This is a genomic window from Calditrichota bacterium, assembly GCA_020637445.1.
In the GTDB taxonomy this organism is placed as follows: Bacteria; Electryoneota; RPQS01; order RPQS01; family RPQS01; genus JABWCQ01.
The window spans coordinates 181391-200694 of sequence record JACJVZ010000001.1; the positions used below are offsets into that span (position 1 = coordinate 181391).

General features: G+C 52.6%; 7 protein-coding genes. All 7 read left to right on the plus strand.

What is annotated here, in order from left to right; genetic code table 11:
• Positions 1-84 precede the first annotated feature (84 nt).
• The 7 genes from H6507_00720 (at position 85) to H6507_00750 (ending at position 19105) form a co-directional block, all read left to right on the plus strand.
• Complete coding sequence (locus tag H6507_00720) at positions 85-8175, plus strand: hypothetical protein (protein MCB9367622.1); 8091 nt, start codon at positions 85-87, stop codon at positions 8173-8175.
• Positions 8172-9767, plus strand: a complete 1596-nt coding sequence (locus tag H6507_00725) for a hypothetical protein (protein ID MCB9367623.1) — start codon at positions 8172-8174, stop codon at positions 9765-9767. The genes H6507_00720 and H6507_00725 overlap by 4 nt, the downstream gene beginning before the upstream one ends.
• Positions 9768-10210: 443 nt before the next feature.
• Positions 10211-12238: a TonB-dependent receptor gene (locus H6507_00730; protein MCB9367624.1), complete on the plus strand. Its 2028-nt coding sequence runs from the start codon at positions 10211-10213 to the stop codon at positions 12236-12238.
• A 33-nt stretch (positions 12239-12271) separates the two neighbouring features.
• Complete coding sequence (locus H6507_00735; GenBank protein MCB9367625.1) at positions 12272-12859, plus strand: YfiR family protein; 588 nt, start codon at positions 12272-12274, stop codon at positions 12857-12859.
• On the plus strand, positions 12856-14835 hold the full coding sequence (locus H6507_00740) for a HAMP domain-containing protein (GenBank protein ID MCB9367626.1): 1980 nt from the start codon (positions 12856-12858) through the stop codon (positions 14833-14835). The genes H6507_00735 and H6507_00740 overlap by 4 nt, the downstream gene beginning before the upstream one ends.
• A 43-nt stretch (positions 14836-14878) precedes the next feature.
• Positions 14879-16966 carry a response regulator gene (locus H6507_00745; GenBank protein ID MCB9367627.1) on the plus strand — a complete coding sequence of 696 codons (2088 nt, stop codon included), beginning with the start codon at positions 14879-14881 and terminating at the stop codon, positions 16964-16966.
• 393 nt (positions 16967-17359) lie between these two features.
• A complete protein-coding gene (locus H6507_00750) occupies positions 17360-19105 on the plus strand; it encodes an MFS transporter (protein ID MCB9367628.1) in 1746 nt (581 codons plus the stop codon).
• Positions 19106-19304: the final 199 nt, after the last annotated feature.

Genomic DNA, 19304 nt, shown 5'->3' on the forward strand with positions numbered 1-19304 from the left:
CCCCGCAGATACATCATGCTCTGCGGGCTTTTGGCACTCCTGATAGCTCAGTGGGCATTTGCCCAACAAAGCCCTCACGGGCAATTGTCTATTGATTGTCAAGTTTGTCATACGACTACGGGTTGGAAAGAGCTGCGCCAAGAGAGTTCGTTCGACCACGATGCTCAGACGAAATACCCGCTTGTCGGCCAGCACAAAAGCGTCGGCTGTATTGAATGTCATTCGTCTTTAGAATTCGCCAATGCCGGAGTGCAGTGTCTTGATTGTCACACAGACGTGCATCGCGGACAGTTTGACAATGACTGTTCAAAGTGTCACACACCTAAAGAGTGGATTGACCGCGGTGCTTTCGAACAGATGCACGAAGCGACGCGCTTTCCGTTGGTCGGCTTGCACCGTGATTTGGACTGCCAGGCCTGCCACGCCAACGGCCAATATGTCAATTTGCCGATAAACTGCAGCGGATGCCATTTTGAGCAATATGAAGCGACGACCGATCCGAACCACCAGCAAGCCGGATTCCCTCTCAACTGTCAGCAGTGTCACGCCGTAACTAAGGCGGAGTGGAAAGAGCCGGTTTTTGAACATACACAGACCTTTCCTCTGACGGGAGGACATGCGGTCAACGATTGCCGCGCTTGCCACTCGAGCGGATTCACGTCAACGTCGTCCGAATGCGTCGAGTGCCACCGCGCAGACTATAACGCGACTGAAAATCCGCGGCATGAAGGCGAAGCATTCCCGACGACCTGCCAGGAATGCCATACTACAGACTCTTGGGCGCCTGCGACATTCGCGCGGCACGATGAAACGGCCTTCCCGTTGACCGGCGCGCACGTCGCACTGGATTGCCAACAATGTCACGTTGGCGGGCAATACACCGGAACGCCAACCGCGTGTGTGGAATGCCACGAAGAGGATTATCAAAACGCGTCCGACCCCGTGCACTCGCCCGATCTCTTCCCTTCGACTTGCGAAGTGTGTCACACTACGTCAGAGTGGGCAAATGCAACTTTTGATGTTCACGACCAAACAGCATTTCCATTGACGGGCAGACACGTTGAAGTCAACTGCCTCGAATGTCACTCCGCAGGTTTTACGGGCACTCCGGTTGATTGCTGGTCTTGCCACGAACAGCAGTACAACGAAACAGAAAATCACCTTGAGCAAGGCTATCCGCAAGACTGCGCGCAGTGCCACAACACGACGGATTGGCAGCAAGCGAGTTTCGATCATGACGCCACTGCGTTTCCGCTCACCGGAGCGCACGTTCAGACAAATTGCATAGACTGTCACGCTGGCGGAGTTTTTCAAGGGACCCCGACGGATTGCTGGTCCTGTCACGAACAGGATTACGTGGCAGTCGCAGACCCGAATCATGTCGAGCAGCAATATCCGCAAAACTGCACCGTTTGCCATTCGACCGCTAATTGGACAGAGACGTCGTTTGATCACGATGCAACCAACTTCCCGCTAACCGGTGCACACGTTCAAACGAACTGTCTCGAGTGTCACGCAAATGGTTACACTGGCACGCCCACCGATTGCTGGTCTTGCCACGAAGCGGATTACAATGGCGCGGACAACCACGCCGAGCAGCAGTATCCGCACAATTGCGAAATGTGTCACAATACATCTGCGTGGGACGATGCGAATTTTAATCACGACGAAACGCAATTCCCGCTGACGGGTGCACATATTCAGACAAACTGCTTAGAGTGCCACGTAGGCGGAGTCTTTGAAGGAACGTCCACGGAGTGCTTCACGTGTCACCAAGCAGACTTCGAAGGTGCTGAGGATCCGAATCACGTGGAGCAGAGTTTCCCGCATGATTGCGCACTCTGTCACAGTACTTCCGAATGGGGCGAGGCGACGTTTGACCACAACAACACGGATTTCCCGCTGACGGGTGCGCACGTTCAAACAAATTGTCTCGAATGTCACGCCAACGGTTACACCGGCACGCCGACGGATTGCTGGTCATGTCACGAAGCAGACTACAACGATGCCGACAATCACGTCGAGCAGCAGTATCCGCATAATTGCGAGATGTGCCACAACACGTCAGCTTGGGACGATGCGACTTTCAATCACAATGACACGCAGTTCCCCTTGACTGGCGCGCACGTTCAAACGAACTGTTTGGAGTGTCACGTCGGCGGAGTGTTTGAAGGCACACCGACGGATTGTTGGTCATGCCATCAAGCGGACTACAACGATGCCGACAACCACGTCGAGCAGCAGTATCCGCAAAATTGTGAGATGTGCCATAGCACGTCGAATTGGGATGAAACTACTTTCAATCACAGCGACACACAATTCCCGCTGACCGGTGCGCATATCCAAACGAACTGCCTGGAGTGTCACGTCGGTGGAGTCTTTGAAGGCACACCGACGGATTGCTGGTCTTGTCACGAAGCGGATTACAATGACGCAGAGGACCATCTCCAAGACAGTTACCCGCATAACTGCGAGATGTGTCACAATACGTCGAATTGGGGTGACAGTGAATTCAATCACAACAATACTGCGTTCCCGTTGACCGGCAGGCACGTTCAGCAAGGTTGCGCCGAATGCCACGTCAACGGTCAATTTGAAGGTACACCGACAGATTGCTGGTCATGCCATCAGGAAGATTATAACGACGCAGAGCGGCACGTTTCACAAAACTATCCGCACGACTGCACGGAATGTCACAACACCAATGGCTGGGAAGACGACCGCTTCACTCACGATCACACACACTTCCCGCTGCTCGGAGCACACGCGACGTTAGAGTGCCTTGCCTGCCATGTCAACGGTGACTATGAGCCGCTTCCGATGGAATGCAGTTCCTGTCATCAAGAAGACTTCGACAATTCAGAAGATCCCGATCATGAAGCGGCCGGATTTGCGGCTTCATGTACCGACTGCCATGGCTTCAATTCGTGGGATGACGGAGTGTTTGATCATTCGCAAACGGCATTTCCGCTGATTGGCGCACACGTTGGCCCGGCGTGTATTTCTTGCCACACGACTTCTCCATATAGTGAAACGTCAACTTTCTGCGCCGACTGCCACCAAGAGGATCTGGCTGCGGCTGAGGATCCTGATCACACCTCAACGACCTTCCAACAGGATTGTGCCGAATGCCACACGGCGACACAGTGGGAAGACGCCACGTTTGATCACACACTCGCAACGTTCCAATTGACCGGTGCGCATGTCAGCATCGAGTGCGCCCAATGTCACACGCAAGGATTTACGGGTACGCCGGACAATTGCGTGGACTGCCATTTGGCCGATTTTAACAGCGTTGAAAATCCGGATCACGTCGGCAGCAACTTCTCGCAAGCCTGCGGACAATGCCACAATACGACGGTTTGGAGTGAAGCGACTTTTGATCACGACCTCAGCGAGTTCCCGCTCACTGGTGCGCATCTCGCGGTAGCTTGTCTCGAGTGTCACGTTGACGGAGCTTACACCGGAACTCCGCAAGAGTGTATCGCTTGTCACGAAGAAGATTTCACCTCGACGACAAACCCGAACCACAGTGATGCAGGGTTCTCGCAGAATTGCGCAGAGTGTCACGGTACGTCGGAGTGGAGTGGCGCGGTATTTGACCACAGTCAAACCGGATTTGTCTTGGTTGGCGCCCACCTCGAACCGTCTTGTATTCAGTGCCACACGTCAGGTCCATATGAGAATGCGACGTCTGAATGTGTCAGTTGCCACTCGGCAGACTACGACAATGCAAGCAATCCTAATCACGCATCGTCCGGTTATCCGACCAACTGCGAGATGTGTCACATTGCGACCGAATGGACGGATGCCGTTTTCGACCACAGTTTGAGTGATTTCCCCCTGACGGGTGCGCACATCGGAGCAAATTGCGTGAGCTGCCACTCCGGCGGTGTGTTTGACGGACTGGCAATCGCTTGCGCGTCGTGCCACTTGTCTGACTACCAACAAACGGTCAATCCGAATCACAGTGCGGCGTACTTCGGAACGAATTGCGTTGACTGCCACAATACCGTCGATTGGCAGACGGAGTTTGACCATTCAACCACAGGTTTCCCGTTGACGGGTGCGCACATCGGGCCATCTTGCTCGCAATGCCATACGCAGGCAACCTACGAAGAAACCTCGAATGAGTGTTTGGCATGCCACGAAGAAGACTATGACAACGCCGATGACCCGCCGCACGCCGGACAATATCCGACGACTTGTGCCGAGTGCCACAACACGAATTCGTGGGCTGGCGCGAGCTTCGATCACAACTTGACCGAATTCCCGTTAACCGGTGCGCACATAAACGCGAATTGCGCGCAGTGCCACTCCGGAGGAGTTTTCGCAGGTACCGAATCGGCGTGTCTCGCTTGTCATGAATCCGACTACAACGGCACCGACAGTCCCGCGCACGCGCAAGCGGGATTCGGCACGAATTGCGAAGTCTGTCACAATACGGTCAATTGGCATGACGCAGAGTTTGATCACAATCTTACTGGATTCCCCTTGACGGGTTCACATATTGGAACTCCGTGTCTGCAGTGCCACGTTGGCGGACAGTACGAAGGCTTGGCGTCGCAGTGTGTTGCTTGTCACCTTTCAGACTACCAACACGTTGATGATCCTGACCATGTAGGCAGTGGATTTTCGCAAAGCTGCGAACAATGTCATACAACGGCGGACTGGGCACCTGCAGCTTACGACCATACACTATCGCAATTCCAGTTGACCGGCGCGCATTTGTCTGCAAATTGTCAGCAATGCCATTCTTCGGGCTATACCGGAACTCCGGACGAATGTGTTGCCTGTCACATTGAAGACTACAACAATGCAGACAATCCGGTTCACTCGTTGCCGACATTCAGTCAAGAGTGCAACAGTTGCCACTCGACGAGTTCTTGGTCCGGAGCCTCGTTCGATCACAATCTGACAAGCTTCCCGCTGACGGGCGCGCACGTCGCAACCGCATGCCTCGAGTGCCATGTTGGCGGGCAATACTCCGGCTTGTCGACACAGTGCGCTTCGTGCCACCTCGGAGATTTCCAGGCGACAAACGACCCGGATCACGAAATGGCGGGTTTCGAGCAGTCCTGTCAACAATGTCACACGACAAACAATTGGAATGCGAGTTTCGATCACAACTCAACTGGCTTCCCGCTGACGGGCGCGCATGTTCAAACGACTTGTGCTCAGTGTCACGTGAGCGGACCGTACAATCAGACTTCCGACGAATGTATTGCATGTCACCAAAGTGACTACAATGGGACGGCCAATCCGAATCACGTAACGGGCGGTTATCCGACGGCCTGTTTAGAATGCCACAGCACTGTGTCGTGGGACGGTGCTACTTTCGACCACAATCTCTCTGATTTCCCATTAACCGGAGCACATGTTTCTCTGGCTTGTTTGCAATGTCATTCGAGCGGCGTCTATAACGGATTGTCGACGGCATGCGAAGACTGCCACCTTGCCGATTTCAACGGCACGTCGAACCCCGATCACGGCGACGCAGGTTTTGCGACTGATTGCATTAGCTGCCACTCGACGAACAACTGGAACGCTTCATTTGATCACAGTACGACAGGCTTCCCGCTGACGGGAGCGCACATCGGCCGCGAGTGCATCGAGTGCCACACCGGCGGTCCGTTCAGCAATCAATCGTCCGAGTGCATCATCTGCCATCAAGCCGACCGTGACGGTGCCGAGCCGGATCACAGTGGCTTCCCGACCAACTGCTTAGAGTGTCACAGCACATCCAACTGGGATGCGACGTTCGATCACTCGACGACCGATTTCCCATTAACCGGAGCACATGTTTCTCTCGCTTGTTTGCAATGTCATTCGAGCGGCATCTATAACGGATTGTCGACGGCATGCGAAGACTGCCATCTCGCGGACTACAATGGCACGTCGAACCCCGATCACGGCGACGCAGGATTTACAACCGACTGCAATAGCTGCCACTCGACGAACAACTGGAACGCTTCATTTGATCACAGTACGACAGGCTTCCCGCTGACGGGAGCGCATATCGGTCGGGAGTGCATCGAGTGCCACACCGGCGGTCCGTTCAGCAATCAATCGTCCGAGTGTATCATCTGCCATCAAGCCGACCGCGACAACGCTGAACCCGATCACTCCGGCTTCCCGACCAACTGCTTAGAGTGTCACAGCACATCCAACTGGGATGCGACGTTCGACCACTCGACGACGAACTTCCCGTTGACCGGAGCACACGTCTCGCTCGCATGTCTGCAATGCCATTCAAGCGGCGTTTACAACGGATTGTCGACTGCATGCGAAGACTGCCACCTTGCGAACTTCAACGGAACAAGTAACCCCGATCACGGCGACGCAGGATTTACAACCGACTGCAATAGCTGCCACTCGACGAACAACTGGAACGCTTCATTTGATCACAGCACGACAGGCTTCCCGCTGACGGGAGCGCACATCGGCCGCGAGTGCATCGAGTGCCACACCGGCGGTCCGTTCAGCAATCAATCGTCCGAGTGTATCACCTGCCATCAAGCCGACCGCGACAACGCCGAGCCGGATCACAGTGGCTTCCCGACCAACTGCTTAGAGTGTCACAGCACATCCAATTGGGATGCGACGTTCGATCACTCGACGACCGACTTCCCGTTGACCGGAGCACACGTCTCGCTCGCATGTCTGCAATGCCATTCGAGCGGCGTCTACAATGGCTTGCCGTCGCAATGCGAAGACTGCCACCTTGCGAACTTCAACGGAACAAGTAACCCCGATCACGGCGACGCAGGATTTACAACCGACTGCAATAGCTGCCACTCGACGAACAACTGGAACGCATCGTTCGATCACAGTACGACAGGCTTCCCGCTGACGGGAGCGCATATCGGCCGCGAGTGCATAGAGTGCCACACCGGCGGTCCGTTCAGCAATCAATCGTCCGAGTGCATCATCTGCCATCAAGCCGACCGTGACGGTGCCGAGCCGGATCACAGTGGCTTCCCGACCAACTGCTTAGAGTGTCACAGCACATCCAATTGGGATGCGACGTTCGATCACTCGACGACCGATTTCCCATTAACCGGAGCACATGTTTCTCTGGCTTGTTTGCAGTGTCATTCAAGCGGCATCTACAATGGATTGCCGTCGCAATGCGAAGACTGCCACCTTGCGAACTTCAACGGAACAAGTAACCCCGATCACGGCGACGCAGGATTTACAACCGACTGCAATAGCTGCCACTCGACGAACAACTGGAACGCTTCATTTGATCACAGTACGACAGGCTTCCCGCTGACGGGAGCGCACATCGGCCGCGAGTGCATCGAGTGCCACACCGGCGGTCCGTTCAGCAATCAATCGTCCGAGTGTATCACCTGCCATCAAGCCGACCGTGACGGTGCCGAGCCGGATCACAGTGGCTTCCCGACCAACTGCTTAGAGTGTCACAGCACATCCAACTGGGATGCGACGTTCGATCACTCGACGACCGATTTCCCATTAACCGGAGCGCATGTTTCTCTCGCTTGTTTGCAATGCCATTCGAGCGGCGTCTACAATGGCTTGCCGTCGCAATGCGAAGACTGCCATCTCGCGGACTACAATGGCACAACAAATCCGGATCACGCCGATGTTGGAATTCCGCAAACCTGCGAAGTGTGCCACAGTACAACCGCATGGGAAGACGCCGACTACAACCACGATGCAACCGGATTTCCGTTGACCGGAGCGCACGTTAACACAGCCTGCACGGAGTGCCACGTTGGCGGCCAATATTCGGGCACGCCGACAGACTGCTTCTTCTGTCACGAATCCGACTACAACGGTGCCTCACCGGATCACAACGACGGCTACCCGCAGAATTGCGAAAACTGTCATACAACGTCCAATTGGAATTCGTCTTTCAACCACGATACGCAGCACTTCCCGATTTACACGGGACGGCACAGAAACGAATGGAATCTTTGCAACGAGTGCCACGTATACCAAAGTGTCTATGATGGCTTTAGCTGCATCGAATGTCATGAACACTCAAGTCAAACCGAAGTTAACGGTCATCACCACGGTGTAAACGGATACGTATATTCTCCGACTTCGTGCTATGTATGCCATCCAAACGGGCGGGCGGACATTATCACCCCCGGCGGTGACACACCCCTGAACAGCATCATCCGAGATGGCGGCGACAAACCGTGAAAAATTTCGTCGTCATAGTCTTTTGTTTGATGTTCGCCGCGGTGTCATACGCGATGGATGTCCGCACGTCCGTGAAATACGTTTCTGCGAATGCCGTCTATCTCGATGCCGGACGAACGGCCGGAATCGCCGTGGGCGACAGCGTCGAAATTTCCAGCGGCGACCGGATCATCGCCCAGTTGACGGTGACCTTCGTTGCAGACAATTCAGCCTCCTGTGAGTTGCCGGAAGGAACGTCCGGATTGTCCGTAGGTGACAACGTGCTTGTTCGTGGGACAGGCGAAATCACAAAAACGGCTTCCGAAGAGCCGGAAGAATCAATCGAGACGGTAGAAGAGCAGCCGACTGCGCGCACTCGCAGGACGGCCGAACGCAATACAAATCGTTTGACGGGCAGAATAGGTGTAGACTATCTCGTGCAAGACGATCGCGAGGCATTTAATTACGACTATTCGCAGCCGTCGCTTAGCGTCCGCGCGCGAATGCTGGATATTCAAAGTTCGCACATCTCCGCCGCGCTCAAAATGCGTTTGCGCAAGACGATTCGCGATCGCGCGACTTCTTCAGCCTCGTCTCAAACAAGTCACCGAGTGTATGAAGCGGCGCTGCGCTACGAGAATCCTGCGTCCCCGTTTGAACTTGGAGTGGGCCGGATGATCGCACGCGACCTCCGTGGAATCGGGTATATCGACGGCGGCTATGCTAAGTACAAACTTGGTTCACGCGTGTCCGCCGGAGCGTTTGCGGGAACCGAACCCGATCTTGAAAACACCGATTTCCAGACAGATGTCACCAAAGGCGGAGTCTTTACGTCTTATGAAAGCCCGCGCGGCGCAGGCGACAGAATCGCCGCCACGCTGTCTTTCGCGGGAACCTATGAACAAGGTGATATCGACCGCGAGTTCATTTATCAACAAATCAGTTATAGCCACGACTCGCGTTTCCGAATCTTTGAAAGCACGGAAATTAATCTCTATCGAGATTGGCTGAAGGAAAAAGAAAACAAGACTCTCGACTTGGCCAGCGTGCTTCTGAACAGCCGCTACGCGCCGAACCGGGCGCTTGCCTTTTCAATCAGCTACGACAACCGGAGGAGTTTTTACACCTACACGTCGCGCTCGATACCCGATAGTTTGTTCGATGACGCACTTAGGCAAGGTTGGCGGGGCAGCATGGAAGTGCGGGCAACTCGCGCAATTTCAACAGAAATCGGTGCGGGATTGCGCACGGTTTCCGGCGACACGAAAGACACCCAAACTGGGTGGTTGAATGTTCGCCTTGCCGACATCTTGAACAGTGGCGTGCATGCGCGCGCGCAAGTGAGAACGTATTCGAGCGCCTATAGTGACGGCATCCAACCTTCCTTGTCACTCTCGAGAAACATCGTTCCCGAACTCAATGCCTCCATTCAAGTCGGAGCAAACAGCTATACTTTGTCGTCTTCGAATGAAGATATCAACCAAAACTGGCTTCGTCTGTTGGTCAGCCTTAACTTAGGCCGGCACATTTACAGTTCCGTAGATGCCGAAGCTGCGCGCGGCTCAAACCGAAATACCAATATATTCTCATTCGGTTTTGGGTATCGCCTATAGGTCCTCGATCCAGTAGTCGAATCTTAAGCCCAGTTTATCGGCCTGAGTCGTTAACTTCCAAGAATCAGGGTCTACCTCACACGGCAGACCCTTTTTGTATGCTATTGAACGATCTACTAAATATCAGCAATTTGGGTCACGAAAAAACACTAAGAATCTAATTATAAATAACGTGAAAAGGCATGAGCTTTGTATGCAAGTCTGTAAGGTTTTTTCCATAAGCGGAAATATTCACGAAACTCCGCGAAAATTTATCTCGCTAAGCCACTTTTAGCGTTTGCAACAACTTAAGGGGGGTAGCTCTTGCCTGCTGGCTAGAACGCAAATTATCAAGAATTATTGAAAAGCAAATAAATCAAAATGCTTAGGTAAGTCCGAGTATGAAACGAAGACTTCTTGGGATGAAAAATCTTGCATCCCCAATCTCCGCGGTCTCGAGAGACTTGAAAATCAGTTGGGCCCGCCCGTCAATCGCCGGAACGGCGATTATCCTCTCGCTTATCTTGTTCGCTCTGGCTTCTCCCGCATACTGTGAGCAAGCCGGCACAATCGATCTTGCCAATCTATCCCTCGAAGAGCTCATGGACATTGAGGTCACATCCGTGTCCAAAAAATCCGAGAAACTCTCGTCAGCGGCGGCTGCCGTTTTCGTCTTGACTTCCGAGGACATACAACGATCTGGCTTCACATCCATTCCGGAGGTACTGAGGCTCGTTCCCGGTCTGCAAGTGGCGCGAATTGACATCAGCGACTGGGCGATTTCGGCGCGCGGATTCAATGGGCAGTATGCGAGCAAGCTCCTTGTTATGGTCGATGGACGAAGCGTATACTCTCCCTCATTCTCGGGAGTCTATTGGGATCAACTCTGCATTCCGCTGCAAGACATCGCGAGAATCGAGGTCATTCGCGGACCGGGTGCAACCCTTTGGGGCGCCAATGCCGTCAACGGTGTCATTAACATCATCACCAAAGATTCCCGTGACACGCAGGGTGCTTATGTTCAAGCGGGTGCCGGAATAGGCGAGAAATACTCAACGACGGCTCGATACGGCGGAAAATTGGGATCGCGCACATCTTACCGTGCTTACGGCAGTGGTTTCGACAGAACGCAGGAAGCCGAAGCGACTTACAACGCGAAAGACGACTATTGGAAAGACGTCCGTTTCGGGTTGCGTGTCGATCACGAAATCAGCACCAAGGATCAACTGCAATTCGACGCCGACTGGTTCGACTCAAAAAACCGTCAGGCCGTGTACCACGCTCTCATTACTCCGCCATACCTTGAATACGGCGAATCCGAAGGCCAATTCAGAACGGGCTACGCCGTCGCAAAGTACTCGCACGATTTTGGACCGCGTTCCGATTTCAGTGTCCAATCCTACTATGACTATGTTGACGGCGAAGCGTTCTTCTATACGGAACACCGAAACACGTTCGACGTAGAACTCAAGCATCGCTGGCAGCCAGTGTCGAGAAATGAGATCATCTGGGGCCTTGGCTATCGAAACAGCAGAGATGAAATGCCTGTATTCATGTCGCCCGAGAAGTACAGCTACGATCTCTTCAACGCTTTCGCCCAAGATGAAGTCACCGTTGTTCCGAATCATCTGAGACTGATCGTAGGTTCGAAATTCGAGCACAATACATATACTCACTGGGAAATCCAGCCGAATGTCCGCGGAATTTGGACGCCGAGTGACAACCATTCTCTGTGGGCTGCAGTTTCAAGAGCGGCTCGGACACCGTCGCGCGGTGAAAGGGCCGGGCGTGTTGATCTTCTGTCTATGCCTCCGATGAGCGAGCAAAATCCTTCGCCATTACCTCTGCTTGCCGGATTTAGCGGCAGCTCGTCGTTTGAGTCTGAGCATCTTACGGCCTATGAGTTGGGCTGGAAGTCACACCTTGCTTCAAACCTAAACCTAACAACTGATTTCTTCTACAACGAGTACACCGACTTGAGAACCGCAACCTATGGAACGCCGGAGATGAGGCTAATGGAGCCAATTCCTTATGTGTATGTTCCCGTGGTTGTGGGCAATGGTCTAAAGAACGAAAGCTACGGATGTGAGATACTGTCGGAAGTGCGTCTCCACAGCGCGTGGAGAATTGTTGGTGGGTATTCGTATCTCCTTGAAAAGTCATCTGACGACGCTACATTGGGACCAATCGGAACCGAACACATCTACCCAAAACATCAAGCGGTGCTGAGAAACTCAGTCGACCTGCGGCATGATGTTACGATTGACGGTGACATTCGCTATGTAGGCAAGCTGGCGAATTCAGCAATCGGCGAATATGTTACCGCCGACGCGAGGATTGCGTATTCTCCTGTGCGCGGTCTCAACGTATTCGTTGTTGGTCAAAACCTGTTCGAAAGGTACCACAAAGAATTTGATATGTCCATCGCATTTCAGTCGTTGCCGTCGGAAGTCGAACGGACAGTTTATGTCGGAACAAGCTGGAGCTTCTAATCAAGAACTGAACCGCCTCTCGGGTTAGCCAAAATGATAGAAGTCTCAGATACAAGGCCACATCATGGCCGAACTTCGGGTGTTGCCGGATGCGTCGCATACTTGCTGGCGTTTCTGGCTCTTGTCGTTTCTGCAGGCGCCGCTGAAAAGCCGTCCGAATACCAGATCAAGGCCGCCTTCCTCTACAACTTTGCGAATTTCACGACGTGGCCAGACAGCGCCTTCAAGTCAGAAGATTCTCCTCTCGTCATAGCTGTATTGGGAGAAGATCCATTTCACGGCGCGCTGGATTTCGTAGAGTCGAAACCAACGGCAGACGGGCGAATGGTCGAAATTGTGCACGCAAAGTCACTTGCTACATTGCCTCAGTGTCATCTGCTGTTCATCAGCGAGTCGCGTTCAGATTATATCGCCTCTATCGTCAATCATGTCAAAGGCAACGCAATTCTGACAATTGCTGACGAGTCCGGCGCATGCGAAAACGGTGTGATGATCTGCTTCTTCAATGAAGACAACAGAATCAGATTTCATACTAATCTTGACGCTATCGAGTCCTCGAACCTCAGAATCGATCCAAGAGTGTTAAAACTTGGACGTGAGATTGGGGGCAAAGAGCAGTGAAAGTTACTCGGGTGATGAAGTCGTTCATGGCAAATCTGCATGCGCGGTTCACCGATCTTTCCATTCGGCACAAGATTACGCTGCTGATCGTGTCCGTTACGCTGGTCGCCGTGACAATCACTTACGCGACGTTCATGGTCTATGACAACCGCGTAGCCAAAGATCAACTGGCCGTTCGGCTAACGATTCTCGCGGATGTCGTAGGGGACAATTGCGTCGCCTCTTTGTCATTCATGGATTCGGAAGACGCGGAAAGAACTTTGACGTCCCTCGCGGCCGAATCTCAAATCGAACAAGCGGCATTGTGGAACGCGGACGGCGATTTGTTCGCGGTCTATCAAAAGAATCCAAAAGTAGAAGCGCCGCTGCTGAGAAGGTCCGGGTCCTATTTTTCCGACAAGTACCTGACAGTAGTCCGCACCGTTCGCATGAACGGTCAAGAAATTGGATGGATACTGCTGCAGTCGAATCTAACATTGTTGTTTGAGCGGCAAAGGCAGTACAATGCCATCGCGGTTATTCTATCGTTTCTCGCGCTTGCTACCGCGACGTTGTTGGCAGCGAAATTTCAAGAGTTTATTTCAAAGCCGATCCTGTCTCTCGCCGAAACGGCGCGAAATGTTACGGAAGACCGCGACTACTCAGTGCGCGCGGAAAAGGCCGGGGAAGACGAAGTTGGCGCTTTGATTTTGTCTTTCAACAACATGCTCTCGGAAATCCAGCGCAGAGATCAGGACCTCCGTGGCGCACAAACCGCGTTGCGGGAACGCGCAATCGAGTTGCAGCTTGAATTGACTGAGAGGCAGAAGGCGGAATTGGAAGCAGCACAAATGCGGAGGTTCCTCCAAAATGTGATCGACTCCATGCCTTCGATATTGATTGCAGTGGACGAGGATTTGCGGGTGACCCAATGGAATCTCGAGGCCGAGCAACTGACAAAGGTCAGCCGGCACGATGCTCTGCATTGTTCTGCGGAAGATGTGTTTCCGTTCCATTCGGATACCATTAGTGCTATTCGCGCCGCCATGAAAACGAATGAAGTTCAGAAGCGCGAACGAGTCAATGAGTTTGACGAAGAACAGGACCGCATGCGGGATATCATCATCTACCCGCTCAGGACGGATACGGTCGTCGGCGCGGTAATTCGAGTGGATGACGTTACGGAACGAGCCCGCATGGAAGAGTTGATGACTCAGACGGAGAAAATGATGTCCGTCGGCGGATTGGCGGCCGGCATGGCTCACGAGATCAATAATCCGCTCGGCATTATTCTGCAAGGCGCACAGAATATCAAGCGGCGTCTTTCTGGAGATCTGAAAAAGAACCATGAGGCGGCGGCCCGCATCAACGTCAGTTTGGAAACGGTAGCGGACTATATGCAGGAGCGTGGTATATTTGATTTTCTGGACGACATAAACGACGCCGGAAAACGGGCATCGTCGATTGTCACGAATATGTTGAACTTCAGCCGCAAATCCGAGGTGGACCGGTCAACATTTCGATTGGAAGACTTGCTTGATACGGCTGTGCAGCTTGCGACAAACGACTATGATCTGAAGAAGAAATACGACTTCCGCGGAATACGCATAGTCAGGGAATACTCCAACGATGTGCCGCCCGTGCCTTGTATTGCGACGAAGTTGGAACAAGTGTTCTTGAATCTTTTGAAGAACGCGGCTCATGCGTTGGCAGATTTCCATCAAGGAACGTTTCCGCAAATCACGCTTCGCACTCGCATGGCGAAGGATGCTGTCCGCGTTGAGATCGAAGACAATGGTCCGGGAATGGATGAAACGGTGAGAAGACGGATATTCGAGCCGTTCTTCACGACGAAAGAGGTCGGGACGGGAACGGGGTTGGGATTGTCGGTATCCTATTTTATCATTGTCGACAACCATCACGGTACAATTGAAGTTGAATCAAGTCCCGGCCAGGGCGCGAAGTTTGTTATCTCCTTGCCGTTTGCAGACGCGTAGGAGTCGCACGACGGAAACAAATACAGTGAAACCGATTCAGAAAATGAGCGACTTACAAAAGAAAATCCTGACTATAGACGACGAACGCGCGGTTCGCAATTCGCTGAGAGCCTACCTCGAGGACAGTGACTTCGATGTGATTGAAGCCTGCGACGGCCAAAAGGGGATAGAGCTGATCAAGTCGGAAAATCCCGATCTTGTGCTATGCGACTTGCGTATGCCGAACGTCGACGGTCTCGAGGTCGTTCGGTTTGTATCTCAAAACAAACCGGAAATGCCGATCATCATAGTTTCCGGAACCGGAGTCATTGGCGACGCCGTTGAAGCCGTGCGCCTCGGCGCTTGGGATTACGTGCTTAAGCCGATCGAGGACATGGGTGCTCTTGAGCATATTATTCTCAAGGCACTCGATCGCGCACGACTCGTTCGCGAAAACAGGCAGTACAAAGAGCACCTCGTCGATGAGGTAAGAAGACAAACCTCGGAAATCAGAGAACAAGCGGAACAACTTGAACGAGCAAATGCCGCACTTCGGCTGGAAATCGTGGAGCGTGAAAAGGCGGAACAGATTGTCGCGGACAGCGAACAACGCTATCGCGAACTCGTCGACAATCTACAAGAAGGATTGGGAAGCGTAAATTCCAATGAAGTATTTACGTTTTGCAACATGGCCATGGCAAGAATATTCGAGACCACTCCGTCGGACCTAATAGGGCGGTCGCTATTGGACTTCCTGCCCGATACTTCTCAAAGAATGGTGCTCAAGCAGACGCGCGAAAGGTCTCAGGGTCGGGTTGGGATGTACGAGATTGAAATTAGGACTGCAAACGGAAACACACGACACATCCTCGTTCATTCGCGTCCGATGTTCGACGTTGATAACAACTTCGTCGGCGCTTCGTCGCTGATTCAGGATGTTACAGAGCAAAGGAAGCTCGAACAGCATTTGCGTCACGCGCAAAAAATGGAGACAATCGGCACGCTGGCTGGAGGAATCGCACATGACTTCAACAACATCTTAACTCCGATTCTTGGCTATGCAGAAATGGCCATTGCGGATTGGGGCGTGCGAGAGGGTTCCAAGGAAAACATCGAGCAGATTGTCACGGCCGCTCTTCGAGCGAGAGACCTTGTCAAGCAGATTCTCCTTTTTAGCAGGCAGAACGAGAGTTCCAAAGAACCGACGGAAATCCAACTCGTCGTCCGCGAGGCCGTCAAATTATTGCGATCGACCCTTCCTGCGGAGATCGAGATTACGGATCAAATTGATCGCCAGTCCGCTCTCGTCCTGGCCGACGCGACCCAAATTCACCAGTTGGTGATGAATCTCTGCACGAATGCGTTCCATGCCATGGAAGAGAAGGGTGGAGAGTTATCTATTGGCTTATCACAGGTGCTTGTTGACAGCAGCATGGCCGAACTGTATCCCAGCTTGAAAGCGGGACCGTATCTCCGGTTGACGGTAAGTGATACAGGCTGCGGAATGAGCAAAGAGCTTCAAGAAAAAGTGTTTGAACCGTTCTTCACGACCAAAGAAGCGGGAAAGGGCACCGGGCTGGGGCTTTCCATTGCTCATGGAATCGTAGCGGAACACTCCGGTCACATCGCTCTGTACAGTGAATTGGGTCAAGGCACTACGTTTCAGGTGTATCTGCCGCAACTCTTCAAAGGCGAGAAGCACTCCAATTCAAATGAGCCTGTCCAACTTTCGGGAACGGAGAGAATACTCCTCGTTGATGATGAAAAACAGATTGCCGAGATGACGACAAGGATCTTAGACAGGCTTGGCTACCGGGTAACGACATTCACCAACAGTCAGGAAGCGCTCGACAGGTTTTTGGCCGGTCCCGACGATTTTGATTTGTTGATTACGGACCTCAACATGCCCAAAATCTCTGGCACAAAATTGATTCTGTCCATTCACGCAGAGCGTCCCAGTCTTCCGGTAATCGCATTCAGTGGGTTTAGCGAAAAGATAACGGAAACAAACTGCGCGTCCTATGGAATCAAGCACTTCGTCATGAAGCCTGTGGTGACTATGGAGCTTGCCGGAGTGATTCGCGACGCAATAGGACCCCGCAGCGAGACAGTCAATCCGGGCAAACTTGAGCAAGTCAAGCAGCCAAAATAGAGCGATACTGTCCGATGAAACTATTTAGCCTCGCTTTTCTGGCTGGGTACAGTTTAAACAACAGTTTACCTTAAAGATAATACCCTCCTTGCTCCCCTGACGGGGTAAGGGGTGGAATAACATGGCCTTGTTGCATGGAATGCCCCCGGAACACACCGGGGGCTTTGTTGCTTTTCAGCCCATCTGACGACTCACACTCGACAGTCGCCATCTTGGTTTTGCTCGGCAACCAAATAGGACACATAGCGGCATATTCACTCGTTATTTCTGACTGAAACTTGCAATTGTATGATTGCCGAGTTATCTTGACTTTCGTGTTGCCACAAGACTCTGAATTTAGGCAGCAGCTTCAGCCGACTCTCACCGAATTCTCTCCTTCACAGGCATTCCACTATGCAAACATCATCTGCTCCGACCGCGCGGAAACCGCGTTCAAAGCTGCCGCAGAGCTTCTGGGTAGCCAACACCATGGAGATTTTCGAGCGTTTGGCATGGTACGGCTTTTTTGCCGTATCGACGCTCTACATAACCGGATCGCGGGCGGAGGGCGCGCTCGGATTCACTTCCGAACAGCGCGGCATGCTGCAGGGAATTGTGCCCTTCATACTCTACCTTCTGCCGGTGGTGTTTGGCGCATTGGGAGACCGATTCGGCTACAAGAAGACTTTCTTTGTCGCTTATACGTTGATGGTGCCGGCCTACTACCTGCTCGGGCAATTTACCGCGTTCGGGACGTTTTTCATGGCGTTCTTATTTGTAGCAGTGGGTGCGGCAATCTTCAAACCCGTGGTCGTCGGAACGGTCGCGAGGACGACGGACGAAACGAATTCCTCGATGGGATTCGGGATCTTCTACATGATGGTCAACATCGGAGGATTTGTCGGCCCGATTGTGGCCGGTATCGTTCGTGTAAGGTATGGTTGGGATTGGGTCTTCATCGCGTCCGCATTTTGGATTGCCTGCAATTTCATCTGGCTCCTGCTTTTCTACAAGGAGCCGACGACCGAAGCGGGCAGCGCGGACAAGCGCTCGCTAAAGCAGGTCTTCTCCGGAATCGTCGAGGTCCTCGGCAACGGGCGGTTTTTCCTGCTGGTGTTTTTCATTCTCGCACTGCTGGCAATTTCGGGTCGCGACATTTCTTGGACCCAAATGCTATTGATAGCCGGGACATGGATAGTCCTGAATCTCCTGCTCGATATCCCGCTGCGCGCGCGTGCTAAGACGAACAGCGGGGGCGCGTGGTTCATGCAGCCGCTCAAGCTCGGGAATTGGAAGTTCGCGCTTTATCTTTTGATTCTCTCCGGTTTCTGGACGTCGTTCAACCAAATCTTCTTGACGATGCCCGAGTTTATTCGCGACTATGTCGATACGAGCGATATGGTTGAAACAGCTCGCAACTGGGTTGGGGACGATTTCGCCCGTGAATTCGCGGCCGTGAACGAAGACCTGCTCTCAAACGAAATCATAACGTTCGCAGCGGAGCATAAGACCGAAGCGGCGGGCGCCGTTGCCTTGTCACAAGAAACCGTGACGAAATTCAAACGGACACTGCTTGATTTCAAAGTTCGTGTTCCGGAGACGGATATTCGTTCCTCAATTTCATCACTTAGTACTGACACTGCGTCAGCCAAGGCGCTGGCGCACACCTGGGCAGAAAAATACCGGCAAGTGAATCCTGAGTACATCATAAACATCGATGCCGGAGCGATTGTCGTGTTTCAGGTTCTTGTATCTTTCTTGATAGGCTTCTTCCCGCCACTCTCCGTGATGGTCATAGGTATTCTCGTGTCCGCTGTGGGCATAGGAATGAGTGCGTGGCTCTCGACAGGATGGCTGGTTACGCTTGCAATCACGATTTTCGCATTCGGTGAGATGATCGCGTCTCCCAAAAGTCAAGAGTATGTCGGCCGCATCGCACCGCAGCAAAAGGTTGCGATGTACATGGGATTTTATTTTTGGACAATTGCACTGGGCAACATATTTGGAGGTCGTCTGTCCGGTGAACTTTATGGTTCGCTTGCCCGTGACGCCGGAAGACCGGACTTAATGTGGATGATCTTCGGCGGCCTTGCCCTCTTGACCGCGCTGTTGCTTGTTTTGTATGACAAGCTCATCCTCAAAAAGGGCAACCCCGAGTGATACTATCAAACTAAGCCCATGGTCAGTTGAATAATGTGAAGGGTTTGCGAATGATCGCAAACCCTTCGTCATTTTAGGTGGATTGCTTATGCTAAGAAGAAAATACAAGAGAGAGGCACATCGAAATACGAATTCTATGTCTAAATATAAAAAGCGTACGATCACTGCGGAAGTGGGGTATGAAGATTCATTCGAAGCA